The sequence below is a fragment of the Micromonospora vinacea genome, from assembly GCF_015751785.1.
Lineage (GTDB): Bacteria > Actinomycetota > Actinomycetes > Mycobacteriales > Micromonosporaceae > Micromonospora > Micromonospora vinacea.
The window spans coordinates 5,144,234-5,160,814 of the sequence record NZ_JADOTY010000001.1 but is presented as its reverse complement, the minus strand read 5'-3'; the positions used below and the strand labels follow the sequence as shown (position 1 = coordinate 5,160,814).

Annotated in this window: 22 protein-coding genes; 8 read left to right on the top strand and 14 right to left on the bottom strand. The window is 74.2% G+C overall.

Annotated elements, in window-relative coordinates; translation table 11 throughout:
• Window positions 1-93 precede the first annotated feature (93 nt).
• The 5 genes from IW249_RS24220 to IW249_RS24200 all read left to right on the top strand — a co-directional run bounded on the left by IW249_RS24220 (window position 94) and on the right by IW249_RS24200 (window position 5,309).
• A complete protein-coding gene (locus IW249_RS24220; RefSeq protein ID WP_196922860.1) occupies window positions 94-486 on the top strand; it encodes a PIN domain-containing protein in 393 nt (130 codons plus the stop codon).
• 152 nt (window positions 487-638) lie between these two features.
• Window positions 639-899 carry a hypothetical protein gene (locus IW249_RS24215; protein ID WP_030332749.1) on the top strand — a complete coding sequence of 87 codons (261 nt, stop codon included), beginning with the start codon at window positions 639-641 and terminating at the stop codon, window positions 897-899.
• Window positions 900-905: 6 nt separating this feature from the next.
• The gene (locus tag IW249_RS24210; protein WP_196922859.1) at window positions 906-1,982 is read left to right on the top strand and encodes a hypothetical protein; all 1,077 of its coding nucleotides are present in this window, start codon (window positions 906-908) and stop codon (window positions 1,980-1,982) included.
• Window positions 1,975-4,650, top strand: coding sequence for an FtsK/SpoIIIE domain-containing protein (locus IW249_RS24205; protein ID WP_196922858.1), 2,676 nt, complete (start codon window positions 1,975-1,977; stop codon window positions 4,648-4,650). The genes IW249_RS24210 and IW249_RS24205 overlap by 8 nt, the downstream gene beginning before the upstream one ends.
• The gene (locus IW249_RS24200; RefSeq protein ID WP_196922857.1) at window positions 4,647-5,309 is read left to right on the top strand and encodes a hypothetical protein; all 663 of its coding nucleotides are present in this window, start codon (window positions 4,647-4,649) and stop codon (window positions 5,307-5,309) included. The genes IW249_RS24205 and IW249_RS24200 overlap by 4 nt, the downstream gene beginning before the upstream one ends.
• Before the next feature lie 168 nt (window positions 5,310-5,477).
• On the opposite strand, the gene IW249_RS24195 is transcribed toward IW249_RS24200, so the two are convergent.
• Both IW249_RS24195 and IW249_RS24190 read right to left on the bottom strand, forming a co-directional pair.
• Complete coding sequence (locus IW249_RS24195; RefSeq protein WP_196922856.1) at window positions 5,478-6,755, bottom strand: cupin domain-containing protein; 1,278 nt, start codon at window positions 6,753-6,755, stop codon at window positions 5,478-5,480.
• Window positions 6,756-6,764: 9 nt separating this feature from the next.
• Window positions 6,765-7,070, bottom strand: coding sequence for a hypothetical protein (locus tag IW249_RS24190; RefSeq protein ID WP_196922855.1), 306 nt, complete (start codon window positions 7,068-7,070; stop codon window positions 6,765-6,767).
• 157 nt (window positions 7,071-7,227) lie between these two features.
• Here IW249_RS24190 and IW249_RS24185 point away from each other — a divergent pair, with 157 nt between their 5' ends.
• On the top strand, window positions 7,228-8,001 hold the full coding sequence (locus IW249_RS24185; RefSeq protein ID WP_196922854.1) for a DUF72 domain-containing protein: 774 nt from the start codon (window positions 7,228-7,230) through the stop codon (window positions 7,999-8,001).
• A gap of 42 nt (window positions 8,002-8,043) precedes the next feature.
• Here IW249_RS24185 and IW249_RS24180 read toward each other — a convergent pair whose 3' ends face one another.
• From IW249_RS24180 to IW249_RS24135, 10 genes are all read right to left on the bottom strand, one after another.
• Complete coding sequence (locus IW249_RS24180; protein WP_124775985.1) at window positions 8,044-8,472, bottom strand: DUF2267 domain-containing protein; 429 nt, start codon at window positions 8,470-8,472, stop codon at window positions 8,044-8,046.
• Entirely contained in the window at window positions 8,465-8,650 is a 186-nt protein-coding gene (locus IW249_RS24175) for a hypothetical protein (RefSeq protein WP_124775983.1), read from the bottom strand. Before IW249_RS24175 ends, IW249_RS24180 begins: the two co-directional genes overlap by 8 nt.
• A gap of 111 nt (window positions 8,651-8,761) precedes the next feature.
• A complete protein-coding gene (locus IW249_RS24170) occupies window positions 8,762-9,634 on the bottom strand; it encodes a DUF72 domain-containing protein (protein ID WP_196922853.1) in 873 nt (290 codons plus the stop codon).
• 48 nt (window positions 9,635-9,682) lie between these two features.
• On the bottom strand, window positions 9,683-10,081 hold the full coding sequence (locus IW249_RS24165) for a TraR/DksA family transcriptional regulator (RefSeq protein WP_091408390.1): 399 nt from the start codon (window positions 10,079-10,081) through the stop codon (window positions 9,683-9,685).
• A 164-nt stretch (window positions 10,082-10,245) separates the two neighbouring features.
• Window positions 10,246-10,908, bottom strand: a complete 663-nt coding sequence (locus tag IW249_RS24160) for a nucleoside/nucleotide kinase family protein (protein WP_196922852.1) — start codon at window positions 10,906-10,908, stop codon at window positions 10,246-10,248.
• Window positions 10,909-10,949: 41 nt separating this feature from the next.
• The gene (locus IW249_RS24155; protein ID WP_196922851.1) at window positions 10,950-11,555 is read right to left on the bottom strand and encodes a winged helix-turn-helix domain-containing protein; all 606 of its coding nucleotides are present in this window, start codon (window positions 11,553-11,555) and stop codon (window positions 10,950-10,952) included.
• 248 nt (window positions 11,556-11,803) lie between these two features.
• A complete protein-coding gene (locus IW249_RS34815; RefSeq protein WP_196922850.1) occupies window positions 11,804-12,352 on the bottom strand; it encodes a winged helix-turn-helix domain-containing protein in 549 nt (182 codons plus the stop codon).
• 50 nt (window positions 12,353-12,402) lie between these two features.
• On the bottom strand, window positions 12,403-12,891 hold the full coding sequence (locus IW249_RS24145) for a rhodanese-like domain-containing protein (protein WP_196922849.1): 489 nt from the start codon (window positions 12,889-12,891) through the stop codon (window positions 12,403-12,405).
• Window positions 12,892-12,932: 41 nt separating this feature from the next.
• A complete protein-coding gene (locus IW249_RS24140; protein WP_196922848.1) occupies window positions 12,933-13,388 on the bottom strand; it encodes a cysteine dioxygenase in 456 nt (151 codons plus the stop codon).
• 112 nt (window positions 13,389-13,500) lie between these two features.
• Entirely contained in the window at window positions 13,501-13,878 is a 378-nt protein-coding gene (locus tag IW249_RS24135; protein ID WP_196922847.1) for a signal peptidase I, read from the bottom strand.
• Between the two features lie 63 nt (window positions 13,879-13,941).
• Between IW249_RS24135 and IW249_RS24130 the strand changes: the two genes are divergently transcribed.
• Window positions 13,942-14,334 carry an ankyrin repeat domain-containing protein gene (locus IW249_RS24130; protein ID WP_196922846.1) on the top strand — a complete coding sequence of 131 codons (393 nt, stop codon included), beginning with the start codon at window positions 13,942-13,944 and terminating at the stop codon, window positions 14,332-14,334.
• 151 nt (window positions 14,335-14,485) lie between these two features.
• Window positions 14,486-15,436: a DUF3500 domain-containing protein gene (locus IW249_RS24125; protein ID WP_196924935.1), complete on the top strand. Its 951-nt coding sequence runs from the start codon at window positions 14,486-14,488 to the stop codon at window positions 15,434-15,436.
• A gap of 105 nt (window positions 15,437-15,541) precedes the next feature.
• On the opposite strand, the gene IW249_RS24120 is transcribed toward IW249_RS24125, so the two are convergent.
• Window positions 15,542-16,300 carry a class I SAM-dependent methyltransferase gene (locus IW249_RS24120; protein ID WP_196922845.1) on the bottom strand — a complete coding sequence of 253 codons (759 nt, stop codon included), beginning with the start codon at window positions 16,298-16,300 and terminating at the stop codon, window positions 15,542-15,544.
• 76 nt (window positions 16,301-16,376) lie between these two features.
• Complete coding sequence (locus tag IW249_RS24115; RefSeq protein WP_196922844.1) at window positions 16,377-16,571, bottom strand: helix-hairpin-helix domain-containing protein; 195 nt, start codon at window positions 16,569-16,571, stop codon at window positions 16,377-16,379.
• Window positions 16,572-16,581: the final 10 nt, after the last annotated feature.

The following is a 16,581-nucleotide window of genomic DNA, read 5'->3' as shown; positions in this document are numbered from 1 at the left end:
GCGCGAGCGCCGACAAACGCCGCATGTGGCGGAGGACCGGCATTCCGGGAGTGGCGTCGGGTCACTGCCGGCCGATGGTGGGAGGCTGACGGGATGGATGAGACCCCGCTGCTGATCGTGGATGGCGCCAACGTGGTGGGCTCGCGCCCGAACGGGTGGTGGCGTGACCGGGCCGGGGCCGCCGCCCGGTTGCGCGACTCGCTCGCCCCGGTGGCGAGCGTCGGGTTGCCGGCCCGCCTGACCGCCCCGGTGGAGGTGGTCCTGGTGGTCGAGGGGGCCGCCCGGGACGTGCCGGGCACCGAGGGCGTCCGGGTGGTTTCCGCCGCCGGCTCCGGCGACGACACGGTGGTCGAGCTTGTGGAGGGCGCGCCGCGCCGTCGCCGGCTGGTGGTCACCGCCGACCGGGAGTTGCGCGGGCGCGTGACGGCGCTCGGCGCAGAGGTGTACGGCCCGCGCTGGCTCCGCGAGGAACCGACCAACAACTGAGAAGTTCTCGCACTGGGACTCCCACAGATCGGACTCCCGGCACTTCCGAGGGCCTTCCGGACAGGCGGGCAGGAACACCGACAGGGCGGATGTTCTTTCGGGACCGCCGATAGGCTCTAATGGAGATCTCCCCGCCCCCAGGAGGTTCCGCCGTGGCGAGCGTCGCCGAGCTGAAGGCTGCCATCGATGTCGCCCTCCAACAGATCGGAGACGGGCAGACAGCTGTGCAGGCGGCCGGCGAGAAACTGTCCGAGGCACAGCAGACCCTGGCCGGGGCGCTGGAGGGCAGCGGGCACGAGACGGTGGAGGCCGCCCAGGCGTCGCTGACCCAGGCCAGCCAGGAGCTGGAGGAGTGTCTCGCCGCGACACTTGTCGCGGTGGAGCAGGCGCAGCTCTACGTCTCCACCCTGTAGGCGACCATGTCCATCATCGAGGATGTCGGCGGGCAGGTCCGTGCCGCCACCGAGGAGTTCCCGGTGGCCCTGCTCGGGCAGGCGCTGGAGAAGTTCGGCCTGGCCGCGGAGCGGCTGCGCTGGGTACGACAGGAGTCGGCCAACCCGATGGGGGTGCCCGAGCTCTCCGCCGCCACCGAGCACGCCGAGAGCGCCGGCTACGCGCTGCGGGTGGCACAGGAACAGCTGTCGGCCTACCTGACGGCGATCGGGCTCGGCGCGGACGGCGCCCCGGCCCCCCGCCCTGAGCAACGCGCTCCCCGACACGACACGCCCCCGGCGTCCGGGCCCACCCCTGTCGCGCCGGAGCAGGCCGAGCAGGTGCGGATGCGCCGCTGGTGGTCGGTGCGGGTGGCCGAGCTGACCGGCGGGCGCGAGGGCACCGACGACGAACCCGACGAGCGGGTGGACGACTCCCAGGAGTTGCTGCGCCGGGTGGTGGGTGGTGTCCGCTCCGGCGACCGGGACCGGCTCCGCAGGGAACTGCGCCGGGCCCCGGCCGACGTGGGGCTGGGCATGGCGGCGCTGGCGCCGCCGCTGCTGCGCGAGTTGGCCGGCGAGTTGCTGGGGCACCCGCCGCGCGCCACCGACCTGGGGCGCCTGCGCGGCGAGTTGGACGGACGTGTCCGGGACCTGCTGCCCGGGCTGCCGCCGCCCGTGCTGGAGACGCTGCTGACCCGAATGTGCCGGATGCCGCCGCCGCGCGCCTCCGGGGAGCCACCGCACGCCGCCGACTCCGCGGTGACCGCTGGGGTGGCGACCGGGCTGCTGCTCGCCCGCCTCGGCCGGGACCTGCCGGCCGGCGGCACGAGAGAACCGGCGGGCGCGGGGCAGCGAGGCGACGCGGGGCAGCCGGCGCGGGCCGGGCAACCGGCGGGCGCGCCGCAACCGGGCGGGACCGGACGGCCAGCGGTCGGGGTTCCCCGCCCCGGCGGTGCGGTGCAGCGGCCGGGCACCGCCGCTGCGCAGCGCTCCGGTGGTCTGCCGCCGCGTTCGGGCAGCCCCTGGCGGGACGCGCCGACGCGTCGGGGCTCCGATGGCTGACCGGCGCGGTCAGCTGGCCAGCCGGGTCCGGGACACCCTCGCCGAGGCGTTGGGGGCCACCCGCACCCGCCTGTCCGCCGCCCAGGCCGACCTGACCGCCGGGCGGGAACGACTCGCCCGCGTCCAGCGGGCGGCGGCCGCCGTACCGGAGCGGGTGGGCACCCAACGGGACCGCCGCATCGCCGAGATCGACGCCCGCTACTCGGCCCGGATCGCGGAGCTGGCCCGGCGGGCCGCCGACGCGGCCCGCCAGGAGGCGCCCGGGTGCGCGGGGTCCGACTGGGCCGGGTGGACGCGGACCCCCGCCCGCCGGGCCGAGCCGCCCGGCGCGCTGCGGGTCGGCACTGTCGGGATCGACGGCGTCGACCCGGTGCCCGCGCTGGTGCCGCTGCTCGACGCCGGGCACGTCCACCTCTCCGGCGACGACCGCGCCGGCTGCGACGCGGTGGTCTCCGCGTTGCTGCTGCGGGCCGTCGGCCGCGCCGACCCCGGGGCGGTACGACTGATCGGGTACGACCCGGACCAGCTCGGCGGTGGCCTGGCCGGGTTCGCCCCGTTGGGCACCGCGGGGCTGCTCACCTTCGTCGGCCCCGGCGGGCTGGGCCCGCTGCTGGACGACCTGGTGGAGCAGATCCGCCGGATCAACGAGACGGTCCTCGCCGGGGAGTACGCGTCGCTGCGCGAACTGGCGGCGGCGACCGGCCGACGACCCGAACCGTGGCGGGTGGCGGTGCTGCTCGGTGGTGAGGAACTGAACCGGCACGAGCGCGGCCAACTCGACCGGGTGGTGCGGGCAGGCGCGGCCTGCGGCGTACACCTGGTGGTGCACGGTGCGCCGTTGCCGGAAGATCCGACGGTGACCCGGGTGGTGGCCGGGGCGTCCGGCGCGCGGATCGGCGGTTCGGCCGGGCTACCGGTGCGGCTGGACCCACCGCCACCGGCGACGCTGGTCACCGAGACCTGCCGGGAGATCGCCGCCCGGGTGAACGCGGGCCCACCGCCGACCCCCTTCACCGATCTGCTGCCCCCGCCCGAGCTGATGTGGCGGGAGGACTCCTCCGACGGGCTGACCGCGCCGATCGGTGAGGGTCCGCAGGGCCGGCCGGTGCGGTTGACGCTGGGCGACTATCCACCGCACGCGCTGATCGGCGGGCCGTCCGGCACCGGCAAGACCAACCTGATCTTCGCCTGGATCGGCGCGCTGGCGGCCCGCTACTCCCCCGCCGAGCTGGAGTTCTACCTGCTGGACTTCAAAGAGGGGGTCTCCTTCGCGCGGTTCGCGCAGGGCCGGCGCGACCCGAGTTGGTTGCCGCACATGCGCCTGGTCGGCATCAACGTCAACACCGACCGGGAGTTCGGGCTGGCGCTGCTGCGCTTCCTCGCCGAGGAGTTGCGCCGACGCGCCGACGCGGCCAAGAAGCACGAGGTGACCAAGCTGGCCGAGCTGCGGGCGGTCGACCCGACCGGACACTGGCCACGGATCGTCGCGGTGGTGGACGAGTTCCAGATGCTGCTGGCCGGCCGGGACGTGGTCGCCCGGGAGGCCGCCGACCTGCTGGAGGACCTGGCCCGCCGCGGCCGGTCCCAAGGCATCCACCTGGTCCTCGCCTCGCAGGACGTGCGGGGCATCGAGGCGCTCTGGGGTCGCCCCGCGCTGGTCGCCCAGTTCACCCTGCGCATCGCGTTGCCCAAGGCGCTGCGCATCCTCGCCGAACGCAACGACGCCGCGCAGTCGCTGCCGCGCTGGCACGCTGTGGTCAACGCCGAGTCGGGCATGGTGGAGGGCAACGAGGTCGCGCGCATCCCGTCGGCCAGCGACTGGGAGACCTGGAGCGGGCTGCAGCATCGACTGTGGCGGATGCGCGCCCCCGACGCGGCGCCCGCCCGGCTCTTCGACGGCGACGCCATCCCCCGGCTGGCGGACGCCCCGGACTTCCGGGCGCTCGCCGTCCCCCCGGACGGGACCACGCCCCGCAACCCGGTGGCAGTGCTCGGCGAGATCATCGACGTGCAGTCCCGCTCGGCGTCGCTGCGGCTGCCGCGCGCCCCGGGCCGCAACCTCGCGGTGCTCGGCACCCGCGTCGATGAGGCGTGCGCGGTGCTGGACGCGGCGGCCCGGTCGCTGGCCCGTCAGCACCCGCCGGGCACCGCCCGGTTCTCCATCGCCTGCCTCGACCCGGACGCCGACCCGATCGCCCGGGCCCTCTACGACGACCTGGCCGACGACGCCGCCTGGTACGACGAGGAGACCGTCGGGGAGCTGATGGCCGAGACCGCCGACGGGCTCAGCGGCCCGGCAGGCCCGCACTACCTGCTGCTCTTCGCTGTCGACGCGGCAGCGGGTGCGCTCGCCGCCCGGGTGGGTCGACGCACCGGCCTGGAACAGCTGCGCCGGATCATGCACGACGGGCCGGAACGACGTACCCACGTGCTTGCCTGGTGGCGGGGCGTCGCCCGGATGCGCGCCGACCTTGGTGGGCCGGGCGCCCGGACCGACCAGATCGGCGCCTGGGTGGCCCTGGACGCGCACGGCGACGAGCTGGGCTCCTCGCTCTACCCGGGCACCGGCGGCCCGGACTGGTATCCCCGCCCCTGGCGGGGGCTCTTCTTCGACCGGGCGGTCCACCGCACCGGACAGGTGATCATCCCGTATGGACCCACACGATGAACGAACCGGTGACCAGCGAGACGTACGCGGCGCAGCTGCGGCGACTGGCCGACCTCACCACGCGGGTGCGCGAGCAGCGCGCCGAGGCGCACACCTGGCACGAGCGGCAGTGCGCTGCCGCCGAGCGGGCCGTCGCCGACGCGGTCGAGCAGCTCCGGAGCGCCGAGGAGGAGCTTGTCGCCGCCCGTGAGCAGCAGGAACGGGTCGACGCCGAGGTGGCGCACCTGTGGCAGCAGGTCCGCTCACGCCTCGGTGCCCGCCGCCTCGGCGGCCCGCCCGCGCCGGCGAACGGGGTCGGGGCCACCGACCCCGTTCTGCTGCTCGCCAAGGCCCGTGACCTGCTGGAGCGGGCCGGGCAGCCGGGCGAACTGCCGGGCTCGGTCAACCCGCTGCTGGCGCTCTGCGGGGTGGCCGGCGGCGTGCTGGCGTACGCGCTGGGCGCCGGCGCCCGCGCGCTCGGTGTCGGGTACGGCGGCGACCTGGCGGTCGGGCTACCGGTGCTGGCGCTGGTGGTGACGCTGCTCGGGCCCCTGGTCGGCCTGGTGCCGGCCCGGGTGCTGGCCGACCGCCGACACGCGGTGCTCGGCCCGCGACCGATCACTGTGGTCCTCGGCGCGGGGGTGATCACGACGGTGCTGCTGCTGGTGCTCGGCCGCTGACCCCGCGCGGCGCGGCCCCCGCCGCGCGCCGGTACGGGTGATCGACTCGGCTTCCTGGAAACCGCGCTGTCCCTGCCTCTCGGACACCGCGACTTCCTGAAAACCGAGTCGATCACGGCTGGCGAGCCCGTCCGGCCGGGACGGTCGATCACCGCCGACCGGCCGGCCTCAGGCCGGGACGAGCACCGCCTCGCGGAGCAGCCGGCGGGCCAGGGTGACCCGGTCGGCGTCGTCGGGCAGGCCGGGCAGGTCACCGACCCGGCTGACAGCGCCGGTGAGGAGGGCGCGGGCCGCCGGTTCGCAGCTCACCGGCAGGGTGATGGTGCGGTCGAACAGCCGCAGCGCCACCGTGTCCGCGTCGTGCGGCACCAACTGCCAGCGCAGGCCGGGCCGCACTGTGAGCCGGGATTCGACGTCCAGGGTGGCCAGCGCGTCGGCCTGGGCGAGTGGTCGGATCGGCGCTGGGCGGGCGGCCGGCCAGGCGCGCTGCCGCAGCCGCGCGGCGACCGCACCCGGGTCGGCCCGCAGCAGCCAGTCCCGCAACGCCTCCACGGTCTCGGTCAGCTCCGGCTCGATGGCGTCCGGGTCGGCGACGTCGGTGCCGAACGGCAGGCTGGCCCGTAGCCGCTGATCCTCGGCGGCCAGCGCCAGCAACTCCTCGACCAGGGCGTAGCGGGTGAGCGCGCGGATGCCCACGGTCAGGTGCAGCGAGCTGGCGTCCTGCGCCTGCGCGCTGTGCAGCCACCCCCGGGGCAGGTAGAGGGCGTCGCCGGGGGCGAGCACCACGTCCAGCGCGGCCGGGCCCTGCGCGGTGGCACCGACCTCGTCGGCGCGCCCGCCCCACTGCTGCTTCTCCAGCGGGTCGGGCAGCACCGGCGGGTGGATCCGCCAGTGCTTGCGGCCATCGACCTGGAGCACGAACACGTCGTGGGTGTCGTAGTGGGTGGCGAAGCCCTGGCTGCCCGCCGGCGTCAGGTAGGCGTTGATCTGCAACGGCTGGTTGAGCGCGAGGCCCAGGTCGCGGGCGAAGTCGACGAGCGGCGGCCAGATCCGGTGCAGACCCTGCAACACCAGGGTGGCCCCGGACGCGTACTGCTCCAGGACCCGTTCGTCGAGGACCTGGTCGCCGATCTCGGCGCCCGCGCCGCCGCCGCCGGTCCAGCGTGACGCCGCGACCAACTGGCCGTCCTTGGCCACGCGCAGGAACGGGGTACGCAGACCGCGCCGACTCAGCAGTTCGTCGGCGTCGGTCGGGCTGAGCAGGTCGGTGAAGCCGGCCGGGTCGGGCAGTTCGGCGGCGCGGGACAGCAGCGGGGTGTGCCCCCAATGCGCGGCGGCGAACTTGGCCGGTTCGACCGAGACGCAGCGGGCCAGCGCCGCGGCGGCCTCGGGGGACGGAACCGCCGGGCGACCGTGGTGGCCGCCCGGCGGGTCGAGGTACGTCATGGCGTGCCGCTACCGGGCGCTGCCGTCAGCGCCACCGTCCTGCTGGCCCGGAGTGGCACCACCGTCGGCCGGGCCTTCCGCGCTGCCGTCGGCGCCACCGTCGTGCTGGCCGGGGGTCGCCCCGCCGTCGGCCGGACCCTCCGCGCTGCCGTCAGCGCCACCGTCGTGCTGGCCCGGCGTGGCACCACCGTCGGCGGGGCCTTCCGCGCCGCCGTCGGCGCCACCGTCCTGCTGGCCGGGGGTCGCACCGCCGTCGGCCGGACCCTCCGCGCCGCCGCCGCCGGTGGTCTGCATGTCGTCATCGTTGAGTGCCATCGGTACTCCCTCGGGTGTGCCGCCCCGCCGTGCGCCGGGGTCCGTCGTGCTGCGGGTGGTACCCCACGCGCGATCTTCTCTAACCCTCACCGTAGACGCCGAACCGGGGCGACACGGGCAGTTCGCGAGCGGCGGCGGAGAGTGCCAGGATGGGGTGGTGATCCTGGTGGGCACGTCCGGCTGGCAGTACCGGGACTGGCGCGGCCGCTTCTACCCGCAGCGGCTGCCGCAGCGACTCTGGCTGGAGCACTTCGCGGCCGGGTTCGCCACTGTCGAGGTCAACAACGCCTTCTACCGGCTGCCCGAGCGGGACACCTTCGCCGCCTGGCGGGCGCGAACCCCGGAGGACTTCTGCGTGGCGGTGAAGATGAGCCGCTACCTCACCCACATCAAGCGGCTGCGCGACCCTGCGGAGCCGGTGGCCCGGTTCCTGGGCCGCGCCACCGCCCTCGGCGACCGGCTCGGCCCGGTGCTGCTGCAACTGCCACCGAACCTGCGGGCGGACGTCGAGGCGCTGGACGCGACGCTGCGACTCTTCCCGGCGGAGGTGCGGGTCGCCGTCGAGCCCCGGCACCCCTCCTGGTGGACCGACGCCACCCGAGCCGTGCTGGAACGGCGTCGGGCCGCGCTGGTCTGGGCGGACCGGCTGGGACGCCCGGTCGCCCCCCGCTGGCGCACCACCGACTTCGGCTACCTGCGGCTGCACGAGGGGCGGGCGCGGCCGTGGCCCCGCTACGGTCGGGCCGCCCTGCGATCCTGGGTGGGCCGGCTGACCGACGCCTTCGGCCCGGACGAGCCGGCGTACGTCTATTTCAACAACGACCCGGGCGGCGCCGCGATCGTGGACGCCATCGCGTTCGCCGCGCTGGCCCGTCGGGCCGGGCACCCGGTGTCCCGGGTGCCCGCCGCCGCCGAGGCCGCCGACGACTGAGCCCGCCCGACGGTGGTCGGGCGGGCTCGCGGGGTCAGGCCGTCACGGCATCATCGTGGCGAGGTCCTTCGGCATGGTGTCCTTCACGTCCTGCCACTCGCCCTGGGTGACATGGCGGCGCAGCGTGTCCAGCACCACCTGCGTCACCCGCTCCGGGCCACCCTCCGCGTCGTACGGGAAGCCCTGCCGGACCTCGTAGAGGAAGTCGTCACGGTTGAGCTTGATCGGCACGTCGGACGGCACCCAGCCGTCGAAGTAGATCCCCCGCACCAGCACCGGCAACTGCTGGGCGAACTCCACGCTCTCGTCCACCGGCAGCCGGTCGCGCAGCAGGTGCAGGACCGTGCGCAGCGCCGCGTACGACTGGTTGCGCCGTTCCTTCGGCCAGCCGTAGGCGTTCTCGATGTCCTTGAGAATGAGGTTCGTCTTGTCCAGCGAGGACTCGAACGCTGAGATCATCGCGTCAGCCATCGGTCGACCCCCGTTCCGTGGTGTCCCACCGTCGGTCGTCGGCGCGGCGCGGCGGCCCCACCGGCCCACGGCGGGCCCGCACCGGGCTGCCCTGCGGGGCTCGCCGGGCGTTGTCGGCCGCGCCGACCACATGTAGGACGGCACCGCGCCGTCGATCCGTCACCAGTCGAACCGTCATCCCCGTCACCTCCGTGTCGTCTCCGGCGTCGGCCGCCCAGGGACGGCCGTACCCACCGCGTCCACCCTGCCCGCCAGTGGGGTGAGGCGGCCCCACCCGGATCGGGTGAGGTCAGTCGGCGTCGAGGAGACCCGCGAGGGTCTTTGCGTTGGTCTGCGCGTAGTCGCGGTAGCAGTTGTTCATGAGGACGTGGGTCTGCCCGGCCTGGTCGGCCAGCTCGCGCAGCTTCGGCGCCCAGTCGGCCAACTCCCGCTTGGAGTAGTGGTAGCCGAACTTCTCGTGGATGTCCTTGCTGGTCCACTTGTCGCTGTGCCCGTGGAACCGCATGACCGCGAGGTCCGCGGTGGCGGCCAGCACCGGGGGCAGCGACGAGCGGTGGCCCTGCGGCATGTCCACGCAGACGTACGGCAGTTTGTGCTCGCGCAGGAAGGCCAGGGTCTCGTCGGCGTTGTCACCGTCGAACCAGGAGGCGTGCCGGAACTCGTACACCGGGCGCAGCGGCGCGCAGCGCTTCGCCACCTCCAGCAGGTACTGCTTGTTGGCCCGCTTGATGGTGAACCAGGGCGGGAACTGGAACAGCAGCGCGCCGAGTTTGCCGGCCTCGACCAGCGGGTCCAGCGCGGACAGGAAGCGCGTCCACACCTCCTCGTACGACTGCGCGGGCAGGTCGTCGGGGTAGACGTTCTTCTTCTCGGTGTCCGGGCGCAGGTCCTTGTAGAGCGCGCTGACCCGGGTGGGGTGCCCGGTGAGCAGGCTGAACGCCTTGATGTTGATGGTGAAACCGGCCGGGGTGCGTTCGGCCCACAGTCGCGCGGTCGCCTCGGCGGGCGGCGAGTAGTAGGTGGCGTCCACTTCGACCAGCGGGAACTGCCGGGCGTAGTAGGCCAGCCGCTTCTCGGGGGTGTCTGCGGTCTGCGGGTACCACCCCGAGTCCAGCAGTGTGCGGTCGGTCCAGGACGCGGTGCCCACGAGGATGTCACCCATTGTGGAAGTCCATCGCGTCGCGGACCGACCGGCAACCGCTGGTGTGGCTCAGGCCGCCCGCCGCTCGCGAGTCTGCTTGCACGTCACACACGTGGTGGCGGACGGGAAGATCTCCAGCCGCTCCACCGGGATCGCCGCCGAGCAGCCCTCGCACCAGCCGTAGGTGCCCTCCTCGAGCCGGCCGAGGGCGTGCTCGTACTGGGCGCGGCGGTCGAGGATGGTGCGCAGAAGGGACTGGGCGGTGTCCCGCTCGGCGGTCTTGGTGCCGCTGTCGGCCTGGTCGTCGCCGGCGGTGTCGCCGACCTCCACCAGCCGCAGCACCTGGCTCTGGAGCACCGCCTGGTCGTACTCCGCGGTCAGCTCGTCGTAGCGCGCCTGGAGCGACTGCCGGATCTGGTCGATCTCCGTCTGGGACCGGGTCGTACCGACCGTGTCGTGGACGAGCATCGCTGCCTGCCTTTCCTGGGCCTGTGGCTCAAGGTGTACCGGGTGCCGGCGGCGCGGGGCCCCGGTCACGGTCGCGTTCGGTGCGCGGGCGATCACCCGCGCTCTGTGAGCCGGGCGAGTACCCGCCGGATCAGCCGCGCAAACCGACATATTCTCGGTTGTTGTCAGTCGTCTCCGCCGGGTTCCACGAGGGCTGGTCGGCGGGGGTCGTCGGCGCGTACCACCACGTCGGCGAAGCTCGCCGGAGCGACCTCCTCGGCGTACCTGTCGAAGGCCGGCAGCGCCCACTGCTGGGCTGGTTCGGTCCGTCGGCGCAGCGCCGCCGGCGACAGCTCCAGGTGGACGGTGACGTCGAAGGGCAGCGCGCCGCCGAGCAGCAGCGAACCGCTGACCAGGACGACGCCGCCGGGTGCCAGGTCGACGTAGCGGGCGCGGCTGGCCCGATCGGCGTCGGCGTCCCAGAGCGACGGGAGGAGCCGGCCAGTGCCGCCCGACCCGGCCGGGTCGAGCACCTCCCGACGGAGCCCGGCCTCGTCGACCCAGGCCTCGTAGAAGGAATCCGGGTTGGTGCGTCCCAGCTCGAAACGCAGCGAGGCGGGGCGGAGGAAGTCGGTGGCGCGGACGTGCAGCACCGGGTGGCCCTGGGCGCGCAGCGGGTCGACGAGCGCGGCGGCCAGTTCGTCGGCGCCGGCGGCGGGGGCGCCGTCCACTGCCACCCGCAGTCGCGCCGGCCCCGCGGGACCGCTCGCGGCGTGTGTCGCCGCCTGGGCCAGGCGGCCGGTCAGCTCGGTGACGAGCAGGTCGGGCGAGATGGGACGGATGCGCACCCGACCATCCTGCCCGGCGCCGGGCGCGTCGGTGCCGCCGGTCAGCCGGTGCGGTCGATGGTGACCCGGGCGTCGTCGGCCAGCCGGTAGCCCACGCCGTAGACGGTGGTGACCAGCGGGACGTCCACGCCGACCTTGCCGCGCAGCCGACGCACGTGCACGTCGACGGTGCGGACGCCGGCGTGCTCGTAGCCCCAGACGGCGTTGAGAAGCTGCAGTCGGGTGAACACCCGGCGCGGGTGGGCGACCAGGTGCAGCAGCAGGTCGAACTCCAGCCGGGTCAGCGGCAGCGGCTCCTCGTCGCGCAGCACCGAGCGCGACGAGGCGAGGATGTGCAGGGCGGGAATCGTCGGGCTGATCGGGCGGGCCGGCGACCGGCCGGCGGGCGCCTGGTCGGGGCGACGTTCGGCCGGGACCGACCCGATGATCACCCCTTCGCCCCGTTCCAGCATCTCGCGAGCGGCCTCCAGCAGCCGACGTGCCGCCGGGGTCAGCGACTCCTCACAGGCCAGCGGGATGGACAGCGTCACGGTGAGCACGGGCGCTGCGGTGTTCGCCGGGCGACGCTGGCCACCGGGAGGTCGGCCGGGCACCGCGGGTTGGGACGTATGCCATCCGGCGCGCGACGAGGCAGGGCTGACCGACATGGTCCTCCTTGGGCTGGTCCGGGTATCTCCCCACGGCCCGGGACGCCGCTGCATCGATGCTTCCCGGCGCCTGGGCGAGGGTCAAGAGGCGGCTGCGTTGCATGAATGTGACAATTGACGAACACATCGGAGCCAGATGCTCGCTCTGCGTACGAGGCCTGATGATTACAGCAGAGTCGTCGAGATGCCCCGATACGGGGGTCCCCGACCGGTTCACCAGGCCTGTCACATCGCCGCCGGACCAGGGCTCAGCTGCTGTGATCCACGCTGATCGGGGCCTCGTCGGCCAGCCGGTACCCGACCCCGTAGACAGTGGTGACCAGCTCCGAGCCGGCCAGCTTGGCGCGCAGCCGACGGACGTGCACGTCCACCGTCCGAGCCACCGCGTGCTCGTAGCCCCAGACGCTGGACAGCAGTTGCAGGCGCGTGAAGACCCGGCGGGGCCGCTCGGCCAGGAACAGCAGCAGCTCGTACTCGATGCGGGTCAGCGGAATGACCCGGTCGCCCTGGCGGACCATCCGGGAGCCGGCCAGGATGCGGACGTGGTCCGCGTCGGCGGACGGCGCGGCGGCGACAGGGCGGGGGGCCGGTCGCGGCCCCGACCTGGGGTCCTGGGCGGCACCCAGTTGGCCCTCACCCGATTCGGCCAGCTCGCCGAGCAGTTCCACCAGCCGGGCCAGCCGAGGGCTCAGCGGCCCGGGAACGAGGTCGAGGGTGATGGTCAGGGTCGGGCTGGTGCGTGGGCGGGCCGGGCGTACGCCCGGGTGCCGGCGGGTGGGGATCGCGACGACGGACATGGTGCCTCCTGAGTGGCGGTGCGGCCGCCACGCCGGGTGTGGCGTGGCGGTCAGTGGCGCGCCCACCCGGCGTTGACCGGGGACGCGTGGGGAGAGGAGTGGTGCAGTGGGGTCGGGCCGAGGGCCGGCAGGCCCGCGATCCGCCAGGCCGCGAACCCGCCGACCACATCGGTGGCCCGGTGCAGGCCGACGTCCTGCAACGCGGCGGCGGCCAGCGACGAGGTGTAGCCCTCCTGGCAGAGGATCATCACCGGCACGTCGTAGTCGACGGCCTGCGGCAGCCGGGCCGGGCAGCGCGGGTCGAAGCGCCACTCCAGCACGTTGCGCTCCACGATGAGCGAGCCCGGCACCATGCCGTGCGCGGCGCGCTGCGCGGCCGGTCGGATGTCGACCAGCAGCGCTCCGGTCCGGTACGCCAGGTGCGCCCGCTCCGGGTCGAGCCGGCCCAGCCGGGCCCGCGCGGCGGCCAGGATCTCGTCGATGCCCCGGGAGCCCAGCGGCGGCACGGGGGCGGGACAGTGCTCGGCGGTTGTCTGCATTATCGGTTCCTTCCGGTGACAGGGGAGATCTCGGGGCGCACTTACCAGGACCGGCCGGCCTCGGCGACCTCGGCGACGCGGAGTCGCCCGTCCAGGAGGTGGTAGCGGGTCATCCGCAGCAGCGCCGGCCGGTAGACGTGCACGCTGACCGCCGGATCGACGCCCCGGTTGGTCACCTGGTGCACGTGCCGGGGGCCGAAGCGGCGGCCGGCGCCGGCCGACAGCAGTCGCGGGCGTAGTCGGCCGACGCTGACCGTCTCCTCGGTGAGCGCGCCGCTGACCACCCGGAACGCTCCGGAGGAGCCGCCGTGGTCGTGCAGGTCGGTGCCCTGCCCGGGCAGCCAACTCAGTGCCCACACCTCGTGCTCGTCGCTGACGGCGAGGCGGGCGTACCAGCGCTCGGCGGGATCGAAGCGCAGCGCGACCGGCCAGCCGGCCGGGTCGGCCCACCTGGCGGCGACGGCTTGCAGGTCGGGCTCCGGACGGTGGTGCGTCATGGCGGTTCCTCGCGGGTCGTTCGGCGGGGTGCCCTCGTACTCTAGACGGCAAAGCCTATAGGTTTAGTAGGTAATTCCGCCTGGTGGGACGCCGGTCAGCCGCACGGGTCGATCAGCGCACCACCGGCGGGTCCACGCGGTAGCCCGGCAGCGACGGCCAGCGCACCGTCAACACCACCGACGCGCGCTCGGCGAACCAGGAGTGGTCCACCCCACGGGCCCACACCACGTAGTCGCCCGGCGCGGCCAGCCGTACCGTCCGGTCCGGCAACTCCACCCGGAAACACCCCTCGACGAGTACGAGCAGAGTGGTCCGCACCTCACCGGTCGCCCACCGCGACCGGGCCTGCCCGGGCGGATGCACGCCCCACTTCACCTCGACGTCGGTGCTGTGCCGGATCTCCCCCGCCGGCGCGAAGTGCCCGAGCAGCCAACCGGCGTTGCTGGCGCCGTCGACGCCCGCGTTGCCCACGTACACCGTCTCACCCATCGGACCCTCCCCCAGCGCACCGGCCGAGCAACCTACCAGGACCGGTGTGGCTAACCTGAACGGGTGACCGAGAAACTCGACGCCGAGACCCTGGCGTTCGCGCATCGGATGTTCGACCTGGCCCGAGCCGGCGCCACCGACGAACTGGCGGCACAGGTCGACGCCGGCCTGCCGGTCAACCTCACCAACGACAAGGGCGACACGCTGCTCATCCTGGCCGCGTACCACTCCCACCCGGACACGGTGGCCGCCCTGCTCAGCCGCGGCGCCGACCACACCCGGGCCAACGACAGGGGTCAGACCGCGTTGGCCGCGGCGGTCTTCCGCAGCAGCACCGAAGCGGTCCGGGCGCTCCTCGCCGCCGGCGCGGATCCGGCACACGGCAACCCGTCGGCCATCGACACGGCGGCCTTCTTCGACCTGCCCGAGATGACCGAGCTGCTGCGCGTCGGCTGACACCGGCACGCCCGGCCGGTATACAGGGTCGGTGGAAGATCCTCTGCCGGAGCAGATGCGGGCGGCCAGCACCGCGCTCCTGACCGCCCTCGACCCCGCCGCCCGCGAGAGCGCCGTGCACTCGTTCGACGACGAGGCGGCCCGACGCTGGGTGGAAGATCCTCTGCCGGAGCAGATGCGGGCGGCCAGCACCGCGCTCCTGACCGCCCTCGACCCCGCCGCCCGCGAGAGCGCCGTGCACTCGTTCGACGACGAGGCGGCCCGACGCTGGCTGGAATACCGGCCCCGACCCCGACCGGGCGTCTGCCTCGCCGAGCTCGACGTCACCGCCCGCAAGGCCGCGCACCGGCTGCTGGCCACCGCGCTCAGCCCCTCGGCGTACGCGCAGGCCATGGCGATCATCTCGCTGGAGGAGGTGCTGGACCGGGCCGAGGGCTGGCAACGCGGGCGGCACAGCGCCGACTACTGGGTGGCCGTGTTCGGCGATCCAGCGCGCGACGACCGCTGGGCGTGGCGGCTCGAAGGGCACCACCTGTCGGTGAACATGACAGTGGTGGACGGTCAGGTCTCCCCCGCGCCGATCTTCTTCGGCGCCAACCCGGCGGCGGTCCGCTACGCCGGCCGGCCGGTCTCCCGCCCCCTCGGCGTCGAGGAAGACCTGGCCCGTGCCCTGCTCGACGCGCTGGGCCCGGCCGAGCGGGCCGCCGCGATCATCGCCGACGAGGCCCCCGCGGACATCATCAGCGCCACCCGTGGGCGGGTCGACGCGCCGCTGGAGCCACTCGGCGTACCGGCGGAGCGGCTGGGACCGACCGGCCGCGCACTGCTCGACCAGGTGGTCGCCCTCTACCTCGACCGGCTGCCGCCCGAGCTGGCCATCCGGGAGGCGGCCCGGCTGGACGCCGGCCCGCTGCACTTCGCCTGGGCCGGCCCGACCCACCCCGGGCGGCGGCACTACTACCGGGTGCAGGGCGACGACCTGCTGATCGAGTACGACAACACCACGGCGGACGGCAACCACGCGCACACAGTGCTGCGCCGCCCCGCCAGCGACTTCGGCGCCGACGTCCTGGCAACCCACCACCAGACCCACCCCCACTAGCAGGGCCCCCACCGCCGTCGATCTTGCAGTTTCGGTGGTCGAATTGCCCGGGTGGGCGGCTTTCGGGGGTGCCGAAAGTGCAAGATCGGCGGGTGAGGGTGTCCGTCAGGGGCGGTTGGCCTCGATGAGGAAGCGTTGGGCGTGGGCCACGAAGGGGCCCTCGTTGGTGATGCGCTGGTGGAGGTCGCGCAGTGAGGCGCGGTAGCGGTCGACAGTGAACCCGGGCACCGTCCAGATCACCTTGCGCAGGAACCAGACCACCGCGCCGATGTCGGAGAAGGTCGCCCGCAGGGTGGCCCGCCGCAGGTCGACCACCCGCAGGCCGGCGGCTTCGGCGGCGGCGACCGCGTGCTCGGGGTGCCGTTGGGTCGGCGGCGGCAACGGCCCGAGAATCGCCTCACTCAGCTCCCGCATGGTGCCGTTCCCGATCTGCTGCGACAGGAACGTCCCGCCCGGCCGCAGCACCCGCGCCGTCTCCACCCAGTCGGTACGCACCGGATGCCGACTGACCACCAGGTCGAACGAGGCGTCGCGGAACGGCAGCGGCCCGTCCGGCGCGACCGCCACCACCGTAGCGCCGACCCGACGCAGGGTCCGTCGGGCCACCTCCACGTTCGGCGGCCACGCCTCGGTGGCTGTCAGCAGCTTCGGTGGACGCGGCACCTCGGCGAGCACCTCCCCGCCGCCGGTGTCCACGTCCAGTGCCGCGTCGGCGCGCGCCATCCGGTCGGCGACCAGCCGGGCGTACCCCCAGGGTGGACGCTCCTCGGTGGCCCGGCCAGCCAGCCAGCCGAAACCCCAACCATCGACGGGTGCTGCGGCGGCCTCCGCGATCAGGTCTTCGGCGTCACGCTCAACGGTCATGGCGGTCAGCCTGGCGGCCGGCCACCGGGCCGGCAACCCATTTGCCGCCGCCGGGCCGGGGCGTCGGCAGTGGATTTCAGCCGAGGCCGAGCCCGTGCTCTTCGAGGGCGGCCTGGAGGATTCCGATCGCCTTCGGGCCCATGCCGTGCAGCTTGGCCAGATCACCCCGGGGGACGCCCGCGAGCTGGCGCAGCACGGTGTAGCCGGCACCGTGCAGGGCCCGGGTGGCGGGCGCGCCGATCTTCGGGAGCGAGTCCAGAGAGGAGGTCATCCGCGGATGG